This is a genomic window from Fundidesulfovibrio terrae (assembly GCF_022808915.1).
GTDB lineage: Bacteria > Desulfobacterota > Desulfovibrionia > Desulfovibrionales > Desulfovibrionaceae > Fundidesulfovibrio > Fundidesulfovibrio terrae.
The window spans coordinates 410,205-424,789 of sequence record NZ_JAKZFS010000002.1 but is presented as its reverse complement, the minus strand read 5'-3'; the positions used below and the strand labels follow the sequence as shown (position 1 = coordinate 424,789).

General features: G+C 55.6%; 8 protein-coding genes and 1 tRNA gene. 8 read left to right on the top strand and 1 reads right to left on the bottom strand.

The window, feature by feature from the left end:
• The first annotated feature begins 1 nt into the window (after position 1).
• The 7 genes from ML540_RS09055 to ML540_RS09025 all read left to right on the top strand — a co-directional run bounded on the left by ML540_RS09055 (position 2) and on the right by ML540_RS09025 (position 12,741).
• Positions 2-967: a type II secretion system F family protein gene (locus ML540_RS09055; RefSeq protein WP_243360144.1), complete on the top strand. Its 966-nt coding sequence runs from the start codon at positions 2-4 to the stop codon at positions 965-967.
• The gene (locus tag ML540_RS17955; protein ID WP_243360142.1) at positions 960-1,916 is read left to right on the top strand and encodes a type II secretion system F family protein; all 957 of its coding nucleotides are present in this window, start codon (positions 960-962) and stop codon (positions 1,914-1,916) included. Before ML540_RS09055 ends, ML540_RS17955 begins: the two co-directional genes overlap by 8 nt.
• Before the next feature lie 13 nt (positions 1,917-1,929).
• The gene (locus tag ML540_RS09045) at positions 1,930-3,006 is read left to right on the top strand and encodes a tetratricopeptide repeat protein (protein ID WP_243360140.1); all 1,077 of its coding nucleotides are present in this window, start codon (positions 1,930-1,932) and stop codon (positions 3,004-3,006) included.
• A 126-nt stretch (positions 3,007-3,132) separates the two neighbouring features.
• Positions 3,133-4,749, top strand: a complete 1,617-nt coding sequence (locus ML540_RS09040; RefSeq protein WP_243360138.1) for an ATP-binding protein — start codon at positions 3,133-3,135, stop codon at positions 4,747-4,749.
• A gap of 36 nt (positions 4,750-4,785) precedes the next feature.
• Positions 4,786-5,955, top strand: a complete 1,170-nt coding sequence (locus ML540_RS09035) for a CpaE/TadZ family protein (protein ID WP_243360136.1) — start codon at positions 4,786-4,788, stop codon at positions 5,953-5,955.
• 1,004 nt (positions 5,956-6,959) lie between these two features.
• Complete coding sequence (locus ML540_RS09030) at positions 6,960-9,002, top strand: CHASE2 domain-containing protein (RefSeq protein ID WP_341482639.1); 2,043 nt, start codon at positions 6,960-6,962, stop codon at positions 9,000-9,002.
• Between the two features lie 139 nt (positions 9,003-9,141).
• Entirely contained in the window at positions 9,142-12,741 is a 3,600-nt protein-coding gene (locus tag ML540_RS09025; protein ID WP_243360134.1) for a tetratricopeptide repeat protein, read from the top strand.
• A 176-nt stretch (positions 12,742-12,917) separates the two neighbouring features.
• On the opposite strand, the gene ML540_RS09020 is transcribed toward ML540_RS09025, so the two are convergent.
• Positions 12,918-13,006: transfer RNA gene (locus tag ML540_RS09020), tRNA-Leu, on the bottom strand.
• Positions 13,007-13,199: 193 nt separating this feature from the next.
• Here ML540_RS09020 and ML540_RS09015 point away from each other — a divergent pair.
• Positions 13,200-14,507 (top strand): alkaline phosphatase family protein, encoded by a 1,308-nt coding sequence (locus ML540_RS09015; RefSeq protein ID WP_243360133.1) that lies wholly within the window; start codon positions 13,200-13,202, stop codon positions 14,505-14,507.
• Positions 14,508-14,585 lie beyond the last annotated feature (78 nt).

The window sequence follows — 14,585 nt, the reverse complement described above, 5'->3', positions numbered from 1 at the left end:
CATGCCGGTCTGGCTTTATCTGGTGATACTCGGGGCCTGCACCATCCTGGGCTTTTCTGTCTTTCAGATCGTCTCAGCCCTGCAAGACAGCGAAAGGGAGGCCCTCCGCAACCGGCTGGCCGCCCTCGGCAGGTCCTCGACGACCGACGGACCGGAAAGCTATCTCAGAGGAGGACGGCCAAGCCACGCCCCCTGGCTGAAGCTGATCTTGTTCCGTAAAAGCTGGAACGACACGCTCTGGTGGATGTTGCGCCAGGCGAACCTGGATATATCCCTGGGATCGTTCGTGCTCGTTTCGGTCCTGTTGGCCTTGCTTGGAGGGGGAGCTGCGAGGCTCCTGGGGTGGGGGATCATCCTGCAGGTTGTCCTCTTCATAGCATTCTTGCTCGTCCCGATAGGATGGGTCCGAATAAAAATCCGCAAGCGCCTGACTCTCTTCGAGGAACAATTGCCCGAGGCACTGGACCTCATCGGGCGTTCGCTCAAGGCCGGCCATACCTTCACAAGCGGTATGACCCTGGTCTCCCAGGAGTTCGCAGACCCTATTCGGGAAGAGTTCCGTTTGACGATCGAGGAGATCAATTTCGGCGGCCATATCAATGATGCCTTGGACAGTCTGGCGGAACGCGTCCCTTCTCCGGACGTGGTGTTTTTCGTGGCCGCCGTGAAGATTCAAAGCGAGACAGGCGGCAAACTGACGGAGATTATGGACTCAATCTCATATTTGATTCGCGAAAGAGCAAAACTCAAAGGAAAAGTCGCGGCCCTTTCCGCTGAAGGAAGATACTCTGGTCTCGTCATGTTCCTGCTGCCGCCTGTGATGATGGGCGTAATCAAATTTCTGAACCCGAAGTACATGGCTGTGCTGTTTGACACGACTGCTGGCAATTACATACTATATGCCTCCGGAACAATGCTTGCCATCGGAATTCTCGTAATTCAAAGGATGGTGAACATCCGTGTATGATAATATTACTCTAAAAGATCTACTTTTTTCTGCAGCAGCAACACTTGTCGTGCTTACGACATTTGTCCTGCTATTCATCATGATGCAGAAAGAAAACAGGCGTCGCCTGATCAACGAAAGACTCAAAAAGCATTCTACGATTGATATATCAAATAATTTGTTTGAGACTACACCTGTTTCAGCTGCTCAGCTTGTAACACACACCATTAGCAGGGTGGGCACCTCTCTCAAATTGATAGATGACGACACGACATCGGAAACAGAACAAAAATTCGTTCGCGCCGGATTTCGCAAATCCAGTGCACGAGCGACCTTTCTTGGAGGCAGGCTTGGATTGTTCGTTCTTGGGCTATCCCTGGCCTTTGTTATTCACACGACAATCCTGACATCTCCAAAGCTACATATAACCATCCTGCTATACTTGTCTCTTGCAGGCATAGGTTATTACTTGCCGGTTTTCATACTGGATTACATGGTTCGAAACAGGCAAAGGCAAATCCTGAAATCCCTTCCGGATGCACTCGACATGCTCATCATCTGCATCGAGTCTGGAATGGGATTTGATCAGGCCATATACAGAATAAGCGAGGAAATTAAAACCGGCCACCCCGCCTTGGGCGAAGAATTCAAGCTCATGCTACTTGAGCTTCGAGCAGGAAAGGGAAGAACGGATGCCTTAAAAAGCCTGTCGAACCGCGTAGGCATTCTTGAAGTGAACAACTTGGCAACATTGATAATCCAATCGGACATCTTCGGCACGAGCATAGCCCAGTCACTGCGGATTTATTCTGATGTCATGAGGACGCAACGCTTCCAAAAAGCGGAAGAAATAGCCATGAAACTTCCTGTCAAACTACTATTCCCGCTGGTACTATTTATTCTTCCTCCGCTGTTCATGATCATCATGGGCCCGGCGGTTATTCAAATTTCACGTGTATTTGGAAAGTAAGGAACAGCAGAACATGACCACATGGTTTTTCCTGCCGTCAAGAGGATTTACCAAGGCTTTATTTGCTTTGGGAGTACTGACCTTACTGAGTGTTTCGCAAGGATGCTCAAAATTCTCGAGCAAAGCTGAGGGAGACAAAGCAAAATCCGGATCAGGGAATCAAGCTTCATCCCAACTTGTTAGTCAGGCAGAACAAGCGGCAAAAAACAATGAAATAGACCGAGCCTTCGAACTATACGACCAAGCCGTCAAAGCGGGCTACCCAGCAGTGACAGCAGAGATACAGAAAGGCAAGGTGCTTCTGGGTACGGGATCATACGCAAAAGCAGCGAAAAGGTTCGACGAAGCACTTAAAATCGACCCTGGCAATCGTGATGCTGCGGTATTTTGCGGATATGCACTGTATATGGCAGGAGATTTCGGCCCGGCGGAGAACAGGCTTGTCGACTTGGTCTCAAAAGACCCCAAGCAATATTACGCAAAATATCTCCTTGGCGCCACATACAATAAAGTTGGAAAACCTGATCTAGCGGCCAAGGAATTTCAGGATGTCATTTCACAAAGGGGAGAGAACCAAAACATTCTCAATAACCTTGGTATTTCCTATTTCATGCTCGGACAGTACGAGAACGCCAGAGATTCTTTCCTGAAGTCTTTAAAAATTGGCCAATCGAAACGAACCCAAAACAACCTTGCGCTAACTCTATGCCGCCTTAAGCGCTACGAAGAAGCCTTCAAATTATTCAAATCCAGTGGCGGAGACGCATTTGCGTATAATAATGTCGGATGCTGCTACATAGATGCAGGAGACAATCAAAAGGCAATGGAACTCTTCAACAAGGCTATCAACACAAGCCCGACGATATACAAACCTGCCCACGACAACATCATCAGGTATGGATCGGCGCAACAGGAGACACCATCCGTCAGACCTGACACGATCACCCCCCCCAACGGCAACCCAGCGCCCGCCGCTGACGGGGGAGTGAGGAGCGAGACAACTAAACCACCCGTCAGGACGCCAACAAACGTCGGCATTCCCTCCTCTGCTTCTCAGGACAAAACTCCAATCCCGCTCACCAACCCGTGACATTGAATTCGCCTACACAGACCACCATGCAAGACATGCGCAGCAACCCAACACAAGCACATTAGACATAATTCACCATGGAAATCTTCAACCTTACCGACACACGAAGCAAACCATATTCTACCAATGAATAGCCTCACCAATCAAGACGCACTTCACGGGACAGTTCTTGGCCAAGTGATCTCCGTCTCAAACTCGTCAGTCATCGGCCTGTTTATCCAAGCAAACGAAAACGATACGGCCCCCAAAATTCAGGTCGGAGACCTCGTCAAGATTGAGACAACTGACTCGACAATATACGGCATGATAAATGAGTGCTCAACAATAACTCAAAATCCCCCCAGCCCCGACCAACATCAAGTTCACTTTAATATCGATTTATTTGGTGAGATAGCAAGATCTGCAACTGGAAAATTGCGATTCAAAAGAGGTATCGCATCATACCCGTCACTTGGACAAAGCATTAAGACAGTTTCCGAGGAGAATTTTCGTGAAATTTATACGATGCCGTATCGCAAATCGGTCAAGATAGGAACACTACACCAGAATCAAAACGTCTCCGTGGGCGTTGACGTCGACGACTTGATTAGCAAACATTTTGCCATATTAGGGTCGACTGGGTCCGGGAAATCATGCTCTTTGGCAGTACTTTTAAACGCAATCCTTCAGCGTTACCCTCATGGGCATGTGATACTCATTGACCCTCACAATGAGTACAAAATGGCTTTTGGACATCACTCGGAATACATTGATGTTAGTTCAATAGAACTACCATATTGGCTGTTAAACTTTCATGAGCTAACAAAGGTCATTTGCCAAGGAGATGCATCACAATACCAGACACAGTCAGACATATTACTAAGATGTGTAACTGTTGCAAAAGCTGACCATCTAACATCAATCGAGGCAACACAAAACATTACCATTGACAGCCCTTCTCCATACCGCATGAGTCGAGTTCGAGAACTGATCTGTGAAGAGATGGGAAAATTGGACAAACAAGGAAACACGTTGCCCTACCAGGCAATTCTTACACGCATTGACCAGCTCCAACACGACAAACGATTCGGATTCATGTTCGCAGACTTTGTCGTTCGCGACATTTTCCCAGACATACTTGCAAAGATCCTACGCATCCCCACAAACGGCAAACCCATCACGATCCTGAACCTCTCCGGCACTCCTGGAGAAATCATCAATATCATTGTTTCGCTTATCGCTCGCATAGTATTTGACTTTGCGGTCTGGAGCCACAACGAGACATCTCCTCCAATCCTATTCGTTTGCGAGGAAGCTCACCGCTACATACCCAGCAAGGACGAAACCGCCACGCTCCCGGCCAGCCACGCTATCGCACGCATTGCCCAAGAGGGACGTAAGTACGGCGTCGGCCTGGGACTCGTCACTCAGCGCCCCTCGGATATTTCCGAACGCATTCTCTCTCAGTGCAACACCCTGATATGCCTACGCCTAACAACATCCTCCGATCAAGACTTCATCAGCCACGCCCTTCCAGAAAATTGCCTGAGCATATTTAAAGCGCTACCCTCTCTGCGGACAAGGGACGCAATCATCGTGGGAGATGCCGTTTCCACCCCTATGCGGATTCGTATCGACATGCTTGAACCTGAACACATGCCCCGCAGACAGTCTCTCGCAGCTTCTTCCCTATGGGAAAGCGACACGTACGATTCTTCGCTCATTACAAATGCGGTCAAGCGTTGGCGCGGCAACGCACAATAAGTATTGCATTAAAATGTCAACTTCACCGGAGAACTTATGGACAATAAAATGAAAGTTTGCATTGAAGTTGAAGATGCAGCTGCGTCAAGAATTATATACGATTCAATTTCCAGTCGTTCTGAATTTTCGCTGATCACCACATTTCCGTATTATGCCGACATATACATCATTGAAGTTGTCGATGACTTCGGCAATGCTCTTATTAAAATTCGCAACTTTCTCGATATAAATCCAGCGCTTGAAATTCTTGTCATCTCTACCGAAGCGAACCATTCACGCATCCTGGAATTTGTTAACACAGGCGTCCGTGGCTACTTCCTTCTCCCTCTATCCATCAACAAATTTGAAGCATCAATCGAAACATTTGCGAAGAGATACTACAAGGAACGCTATCGCAACGATGTACATTGTAGAACAATATCTTTTCTTGGAGCAAAAGGAGGCACCGGCAACACCTCGATATGCGTGAACACCGCGCTATCGATACAGACAAATAATGACCCAACATTACTGATGGACCTTCACCAGCCACATGGTGATGCACACGTCATCCTTGACGTTGATCCTATGCACACCATGGGCTACCTTGTACGCGAAGTTCATCGCCTTGATGCTTCTTTGCTTACGGATGTCGCCGCAAAACATAAGACCGGCCTGAACGTTCTACCCCCAATTTCGCACCACAACGAGATCCCTCTCGCTTCTGTCGAAGCCATGTCTTCCATTCTTGAAGTTGCAAAAAGCATCTACCAGTATATCGTTATTGACCACGGCTCAGGACTAAACGAGATTGACCTCGCATACTTAAACACTTCTGAATACATCGCAATAACCTGCCAACCAGACATCCTTTCCCTGCGCAACGCCAAGCTTTATGTTGGATTTTTAAGAGACTACAATGAAAACTTTATGTCAAAAATACGAATCATTGTGAATCGGTTCGATTCAACCTCAAAACTCACCATCGAAGATATAAGCAAATTTCTTGCCATTGATGTATTTCACACTATACCAAACGACTACAAAAGGATCAGCTCATGCTGCCATAGCGGAGCACTTCTTCACGAAAATCATCCTGATGCAAAAATTACCAAAAGTTTTAGCGATTTATCCTCAAAAATTACTCGGAAACAAGATTCAAACAATGTAAAGCAACAGCCAAAACCACGGTCTTTCTTGCGGAACTTATTCCAGTCACGTGGATGACCGCATGTTTTGTCTCTCTACATGAGACAAGCATTCGGAACAGAGAATAAGCCAATCGTGTGATTCCAGTGATCTGCATGTCTTATTTCGAGCCAGTTGAAATCTGAAAAATGATTCCTGACGTCACAAAAGGTGCAAGGCGTTTGGCACATCATTCAGAATTGCAAAAGGTGAACATCCTGTGCGAGACCGACCGTGATCCAACGGCCGAACTGGGCAAATGGCACGGCTCTGGTGCTTGCGATTACGCATGTCGGCCACGCGCTATCGGTATGAACGCTTATGGCGCGATGAATCGCCGCCAACTTGAACAAAAAATGCCTGGAGGTTCAGCCGATTCCACCTGCCTTCATTCTCAAGGCAAGGGTATAGGGGGAGGAACTTCGCAACGCGCCCTTTAACCCACCCGAGGGGCGAGCGCATGCAAATCAGATAACGACTTGAAACATTTGGTGCCGAGGCCGGACTCGAACCGGCACGCCCCTTTCGGATCAAGGGATTTTACGTCTCTTTCAATGCTCAACGATATCAGGTGGATTTTTTTGATCTTCCAATGTTGCCATGTGTATAGGTGTTCACTGGTTTGCTCCAGTATTCACCAGCTTGCACTCACAGTGGAGCAAAATTGGAGCAAAATCCCTCTCCCTCTGGTGATCATCAGCACATTCAGCTAGGCGCTTTCAAGGGTGCTAACCTGACCAGCCTCTGAAAACCTCCTTCTCACTCTCTTTCTAGCCGAGTTGATTTTCAGTGAATTGGCTTGTTAAGCTTTTGGTGGCGTTCATAACGGTCCGAGTGCCCTTCGGATATGACATTGGATCACACGGGTATTTACTTCCCGACGGGAGCTGCTTCCCCCCAAAAGACAATGTTTTTCGGCCGACCACCAGGACTAGCCATGAAACTCACGGCAATCCATACTTGACCCTCCCCTCTCCCCTGTGCTTTTATATTTATTGAAAAATCTGTTACATGCTGTCTCTACATCCAGGCGTTGCCCTCCCATGCCCAGGAAGGAGATGGACACAATGCCTCCCGGCCCCTTCGGCTCACCTGGCCCCCTGACGTCCGGGACTAAGCGGAGCACATATGTCATCCCACTTTTAGCTGGAGTCTTGCTCGCGGTAGTGGCCGTGCTGTTCTGCGCTAGTCCCCCAAGGAGGCAACTGGAAAGCCAGCTTTTCGACGCTTTCTTTCTCCTGCGCGGCCCACGGCCAGCTCCGGCTGATCTCGTCATCGTGGCCATCGATGAGCCCTCCATCAAGGAACTAGGCTTGGCCTGGCCCTGGCCGCGCCGGGTTCACGCGGAACTCCTTCGCCGGCTCTCCCGGGCCGGGGCAGGGCTTGTGATGCTAGATGTGGTATTTGCAGAACCGTCCCCTCCAGAGGACGATCAAGCCCTGGAGGATGCGATTCGCGACAACGGTCGGGTGATTCTGGCTTCCACCCTGGACAGAGTGGAGGATCCCGCCTTCAGCCGCCTGATGCTGGTGGAACCCCTCCCCCGCTTCAGAAACGCAACCTTGGACACGGGCCTCGCCATGCTCACCCCCGATCCGGACGGAACGATCCGCAGCTTCGTCACCCGTCTCTCTGGACAGCCAACGCTACCCTCAGCGGCCCTTGCCCATCTTCAGACTGGTCCAACTTCCATCCCGCAGGGCGGACTCGTAAACCACTTGGGGCCTCCCCGCACCATCCGTACGATTTCTTACACCCAGGTACTTGACGATGCCCATCCCCTCCCCCCGCACATCCTGCAAGGAAAAATCGTCTTGGTGGGCCGATCCCTGGCAGCGCAACCCGATCTTGCAGGACAGGCCGATTCCTTCCGCACCCCCTTCAGCCATGACACCGGTTTAAACACCTCGGGTGTGGAACTGCACGCCACCATACTCTCTTCGTTGCTTTCCGGGCGCACCGGAACGCTTGCCCCCCGCTGGAGCGAAGTGGTTGCGGCATTCCTCCTCCTACCTTGCGCGGCCCTACTGCTAGCGCGAATGAGACCTCTGGCCGGATTTCTGACCTCGGCGGCCATGGCCGCCGGAGTCGTGGGGTTCTCCTACGTCCTGTTCGCGGCGTTCCTCGTGTGGTTTCCCGCATTGTTTTTGTCGGTCGGAGTGCTGGCCGCCGAGGGATTCCTCCTTCTTGACGGATACATGAGAACATCGCGGGAGAGACGGCGCATCCGTCTGGCGTTCTCTCGCTACGTTTCTCCGGCTGTGGTTGACATGCTCCTGGCCAGACCAGAACTCCTGGAGCCTGGGGGCGAGGAAGTTGAGGCCACGGTGCTCTTTTCCGACCTGGCGGGGTTCACTTCATTCTCCGAGCTCATGGCCCCGGGCGAATTGATGACAGTTCTCTCCGAGTACTTCACCCCCATGACCGCAATCATCAAGGAAAACTCCGGCACCCTGGATAAATTCATCGGCGACGCCATCATGGCCTTCTGGGGCGCCCCCCTGCGCGACAACCTGCATGCGCCCCATGCCTGCCGCGCGGCCTTGGGCATGGAAAGGGCTTTGAAGGACCTGCGCGACCAGTGGGAAGCCCAGGGTGTCCCTGGCTTATACGCACGCATTGGCATTCATTCAGGGAAGGTTGTGGCCGGGAATGTAGGTTCACGAGAGCAAGTCAACTACACCTGCCTGGGAGACACCGTGAACCTGGCCTCGCGCCTGGAATCCGTGAACAAACTCTATGGCACGGGGATTCTGGTCAGCGGCGAAACCCGGACGCTTCTTGGCTCTGAATTCATACTGCGCCCAGTAGATGCAATCCGGGTGAAGGGTCGGGCCAAGCCGGTGGAAATTTTCGAACTGGTGGGTCTGAGCGAACCCCAGCCACAGTGGGCCGTGATTTACGAAAAAGGGCTTCAGGCCTACAGGACCCAGGATTTCGGCCGGGCCCAGATATTGTTCGCCCAGGTTCTCGAGCAAAAAACCAAGGATGGACCATCCACGGTCATGCTCGACCGGTGCAGAAGTTTCGCCCTGACTCCCCCCGGCCCCGAATGGGACGCAGTTCATGTGATGGAGTCCAAATAGTCAGTTGATGAAGGCCAGTGTTCTCGAGGGCTGTTGCCTCCCAATGTCTTGGCAAATGTGTAGTTCGTTGAAACCATCATGATCGTCAGGGGCTGTAGCGGGCTGTACCAAAGGCATACTCCAATGCACGGAGGCTTGCATGAATCCGAAGGGCTGGTACTGCTTGGTTGTTCTTACGCTCATGTTATGGGCTTCTTCGGCCTGGGCAATCCAAGACCCGGCCGGACGGCTGGTGTTTGCGGAAGGCCAAGTGTCGGTGTCGGCCGGGGCCGGAGCATGGGCACCCGCAGCCATAGGGCGCGACTTGGCGCCGGGTGATTCGGTGCGCACCGGGCCTGGGGCGCGGGCCGCCATCCTGTGCGCTGACGAGACCCAGATCAGGCTGGGCGAGAACACCCTCATCACCCTCAAGGCCGTGGCCGCCTCCACCCGCCTGGGTTTCGCCAAGACTTCGGCGCAGGCAGCCCCTCAGCAGAGCGCCTACGGCCTGGAAAGCGGCGAGGCCTGGCTCCGCAACAACAACGAAGCCTCCAAGTTCCAGCTGACCACTCCGGCCCTCACCGCCGCGGTTCGCGGCACCGAGTTCACGGCCTCCGTGGACCGCTCCGGCTTCACCAGCATCGCCCTGCTGGACGGCAGGCTTCTGCTCTCCAACCCCCAGGGTTCGCTCGACTTGGACCGGGGGGAGGTGGGGCAGGCCAGGCCGGGCCAGGCCCCCACCAAGCAGGTACTGGTGAACCCGGAGGACGCCGTGCAGTGGGTGCTCTACTACCCCACGGCCATCAGCTGGCGCGACGTGAAGCTGGAGAACCTGGCCGGCCCGCCCCTGACCCCGGCCGAGGCGGCCCTGGACGCGGGCGACACGGGCGCGGCCCTGTCCCTGGCCCAGGACCGGGGCGACCAGACCGCGCTGGGCTGGGTAGCGCTCAGGCAGTACCATCCCGAGGAGGCCCTGCAGGCCTTCGTCCAGGCTCCCCCATCGGCCAGGACCTCGGTCGGGCGCTGGCTGGCCATGACCCAGGCCGGGCAGGCCTCGGAGGCCTGGGAAGCCTGCCGGGCCGAGATGGGAAGATTCCAGGCCACGCCCGAGTTTCTGGGAACCGCCGCCTATCTGGCCCTGGGCGCGGGCCAGCCGGCCCAGTCCCGGGCGCTTCTGGAAAAGGCCCTGGCCAAGTCCCCCTCCAACGCCTTCTGCCGCTCGCTCCTGGCCCAGATCGACCTGGCCCAGAACCGCAAGGACTTGGCACTTGACCAGGCGGCCAAGGCCGCTGCGGACAACCCGGACTCCCCCACCGCTCGGGTTAGCATGGCCCTGGTCCAGCTTTCGCGTTTTGACCTCGCGGCGGCCAAGGCGTCGCTTAATAAGGCCTTGGCCCTGGACCCCAGCTGCGTGACGGCCTACGTGTACACTGCCCTCATCGAACTGGGCCAGGACGCGCCGGACAAGGCCTGGGCCACTGTGGAGAAAGCTTTAAAGCTGGCCCCCGGAGAAGCCTCGGTCCTGTCCCTGGGGGGATTCGCCAAGCTTGGTATGCGCCGCTTTGAAGAGGCCCAAGACCTCTTCGCCCGGGCCGTCAAGGCCGATCCCGGCCTGCCCGAGCCCAGGCTCGGTCTGGGCATTGTGTGCTACACCCGCAACCAGCGCTTTCAGGGCCTCTCGGAAATGCTCTCGGCCACGCTCCTGGACCCCAGGGTGTCTCTGTATCAGACCAGCCTGGGCAAAGCCTATTACTCCTCCAGAGACTTTGACCGGGCCATGCAGACATACGATCAGGCTGCCCGCCTGGACCCGGCCGATCCCACGCCGCATCTCTACAAGGGTATCGCCCTAACTGACCTCTACCAGCCAGGCGACGCCGTGGTCGAACTCAACCGTTCCATCGAGCTCAACGACAACCGGGCCATGTTCCGGTCCAGGCTGCTTTTAGACCGCGACTTGGCCGTGCGCAACTTCGACCTGGCCAAAGCATACAACCTACTCGGCCTCGGGGAGTGGGCTTTCGCCAAGGCCGTGACCGCCATCAAGAAGGACCCCTTCGACTCCTCGGCCCACCTCTTTTTGAGCAGCGCCTTCGCCAACACCCGCCAGCGGGTGTCCGCTTCCTCCTCGGAACTTCTGCTCTACAGGCTCCTCTCCCCGGCCAACCAGAGCACCTTCACCCTCTACAACGACTACACCCCCATGTTCGAGGCGCCCTATGTCCGGATCCAGTTCAGCGGAGGCGTCGGGGCCTGGGCCAACGGCAAGTCCACTGTGGAATCGAGCGCAGAGGTGTACGGCGGGGTGCCCGGGGTGGCCGGGGACGCCTTCGCGTCCTTCAACCAGGACAACGGCATGCGCAAGATCAACGGCCTGAGCCGCACCGGCTTCGCCGTCGGCCAGCTTAAGTGGGAGCCCACCTTCAAGGATTCCCTATTCGCGGCCGCCACCTTCTCCAGGACCCACTCCGGGGACACCTCCAACCAGAATGCCTGGGAGTACGTGCCCTCGCCCTGGCAGACCGACGATTTCGCCACTACCCTCCTAGAAGGCGGGTACGTGCGCCGGCAGAGCCCGGGCTGGACCACCATCCTCTATGGGGCCTACAAATACAACGCCTGGACCTTCTCGGACCGCATCTACACCCCGGCCGACCTCAATTTCGGCAACCTGACCTTGGACGACGTAGACCTTCGGTTTCGCGACACGCCGCGTGAAATGGGGAATTTTCAGGCTCAGCAGCAGATGACCATGGACAATCATTCTCTCTTGGTGGGAGGGGACGTCTTCACTTCCATGCTCCGTTACCGCAGCAATCTGAATCTTTACGTCCCCTTGTTACCCTCAATCTCCAAGACCGCCACTCTGCGCAACGACCACTGGGAGCGCTCTCTGACCATCTATGTCGTGGACTACTGGCGGCTTCGCAAAAATCTGATCCTGGAACTCGGGCTCTCCGGAGAGTTCGGTGTCACTCCGCGCTTTGGATTTGTGTCCAATATCGAGGAATCGCTTCTGGGATTTCGGTTCGGCGTGAACTGGGAAGCCACGAGCAAAGACGTGATTCGAATGGCCGTGCAGCGCTACCTCAACAACCACATGGCGTTGCAGCCCATGATCCAGCCCGCCGAGGTGGCCGGGTTCCCGACCAGGGTGAATGCTGACGACGGTTCTCAGGTTGTCGAGATGGGGATGTCCTGGGAACGCCAGTGGAACGAAGCCACTTTTAGCATTTTGCGAGCGGACTTCCACCACATTGAGAACCCCCAGTTCGACCCCCTGCAAAGTTATGACCGCAAGACCTGGTACATCACCGACCGCTATCTGCTATCAGGTTCGTTCAACCGGGTGCTGACTCCGTATCTGGGCCTGAACCTGCTGGCTGGAGTGAAGTGGCTGGAACCAGGGAATGTGGAGATACGGACCAACCCCGAAACCCATTATACGGAATTCAGCGCGGGCGGAGGGCTGACCTTTTTGTACAAGAACGGGTTGGGTGCCACGGTGTCCGGACTGGTGGTGAAGCAGGCCTTCGCCGAGAGCCGGGCCCGCGACCTGCTGGGACGCCACCGCGACGAGACCCCATTTGGACTCCTCAACGCCTCGGTTTCCTACAAATTCCCCGGCAAGCGCGGGTTCGTGTCGCTGGAGGGAAGCAACCTGTTCGATGTCAAATTCTCCTACCAGCGCGAGCCCGTGGCCCTGGACTCATTCGTGCCATATAGGCGCATCATGTTCAGGCTGGGGTTGTATTTTTAGCTGAGACAGCAGTGGCTGAACGGTACAGTGTCAAACAAAGACTTTGATATTCGGTCTTTCAGTCTGGTAAGGTGCTCTTGAGAAGTTAAATCTTACTCGCCTATCGAAAATATCACTCGATAGTATAAGCATCCTTGCTTATACCTAAGCAACAACAATACAGATTCTTTATTTTGTGGTGCCCGAGGCCGGACTCGAACCGGCACGACCCTTTCGAGTCAAGGGATTTTAAGTCCCTGGTGTCTACCAATTCCACCACTCGGGCATGAGGGAGGACCGCACTTCTAGCCTTGGCGCGGGAGCGCGTCAATCAGGGGCTTCACTTGGATCGAATGGATCGAAATCTCACAGCCGGCGTGCTCCGCTTGGCACGGCCGAGCCCCGCTTGAATGCCGGCCCTGCTCCCCGCCCACAATCTCACCCTTGGCCCCCCGGCCCTGTCCTGCTATGAACCCGCCATGCACGATCAACACAACGGCCGCAACCGACTGGTGGTCCTGGGCCTGGACGGCCTGCCCTTTTCCCTGGCCCAGTCGCTCTGCCAAGGCGGCAAGCTGCCCAATCTGGCCCACATCACCCTCTCGGCCAACGCACGCGCCGTCCGGGCCGAGCTTCCCGAACTCTCGCCCGTGAACTGGGCCTCCTTCGTCACCGGAAAGAACCCCGGAGGCCACGGCGTGTTCGGTTTCTCGCGCATCGACCCGGCTACGTACACCCTTTCGCTCACGGACTCCTCGGCCATCCAGGCCCCCACCATCTTCGAGCGACTGGGTGAAAAGGGACTGACCGCCAAGGTCGTCAACCTGCCCGGAGCCTATCCCGCACGCCCCATGTCCGGCATGCTGGTGGCCGGATTCGTGGCCCACGACCTGCAAAAGGCCGTGCATCCGCCCTTCCTGGCCTCCATCCTGGCAGGCGAGGGCTACGTGCTGGAGGCCGATACCACGCGCGGCGTTTCCGATCCGGACTACCTGCTCTCCCAGGTGCGGGCCACCCTACGTTCCCGCGCCAAGGCCCTGGACCTCTTCTGGCCGGACCTCTCCTGGGACATGTTCATGCTGGTGCTCACCGAGACCGACCGCATCTTCCATTTCTTCTACCCGGCCGTTGCCAACCCGCAGCACGCCCTGCACGGGGCCTTCATGGAGTTCATGGCCGAGTGGGACCGCTTCATCGGGGTCTTCCTGGACCGCTACGACGCCCTCGCGGGCCCCAAGCGCCTCATCGTGCTGGCCGACCACGGCTTCACCGAGTGCAAGACCGAAGTGGACCTCAACGTCTGGCTCATGAAGCAGGGCATCCTGAAGCTCAGGCAACGCGGAGCCAACGAATTCGACAGCCAGGCCATCGCCCCCCACGAGACCGCCGCCTTCGCCCTGGACCCGGGGCGCATCTACATCAACGTCAAGGAGCGCTTCGCGCGCGGGGTGTTCCACCAGTACATCGGCGACAAGCTGCGCAGCGAACTCAAGGCGGCGTTGCTGGAACTCTCCCACGAGGGACACCTCATCATGGCCGCCGTGCACGAACCCCAGGACATCTACTCCGGCCAGTTCATCCACAAGGCCCCGGACCTCATATGCGAGCCGCGCCCCGGCATCTCGCTCACCGGCAAGTTCGACCGCCTGGAGACCTGCGGCCTGCACGGCCGCTTCGGCTGCCACACAGCGGGCGACGCCTTCTTCTACGATTCGCAAGGCTCCGCCCCGGCGTCCGTCAGCGCCGCCGGACGTGAACTGTTCGTCCATTTCGGCCTGGAGCCCTGAATGGGAGTCCTGAGGGCCAAGCCCTTTGGCCGCCGGAGGCCCCAACAACGACCCAACATGCATATCGCGACACGAAAC

Bases quoted from the DNA above. Each gene is read 5' to 3' on its own strand.
- ML540_RS09055 (WP_243360144.1), top strand. From the start codon at position 2: ATGCCGGTCTGGCTTTATCTGGTGATACTCGGGGCCTGCACCATCCTG.
- ML540_RS09045 (WP_243360140.1), top strand. From the start codon at position 1,930: ATGACCACATGGTTTTTCCTGCCGTCAAGAGGATTTACCAAGGCTTTA.
- ML540_RS09040 (WP_243360138.1), top strand. From the start codon at position 3,133: ATGAATAGCCTCACCAATCAAGACGCACTTCACGGGACAGTTCTTGGC.
- ML540_RS09035 (WP_243360136.1), top strand. From the start codon at position 4,786: ATGGACAATAAAATGAAAGTTTGCATTGAAGTTGAAGATGCAGCTGCG.
- ML540_RS09030 (WP_341482639.1), top strand. From the start codon at position 6,960: ATGCCCAGGAAGGAGATGGACACAATGCCTCCCGGCCCCTTCGGCTCA.
- ML540_RS09025 (WP_243360134.1), top strand. From the start codon at position 9,142: ATGAATCCGAAGGGCTGGTACTGCTTGGTTGTTCTTACGCTCATGTTA.
- ML540_RS09015 (WP_243360133.1), top strand. From the start codon at position 13,200: ATGCACGATCAACACAACGGCCGCAACCGACTGGTGGTCCTGGGCCTG.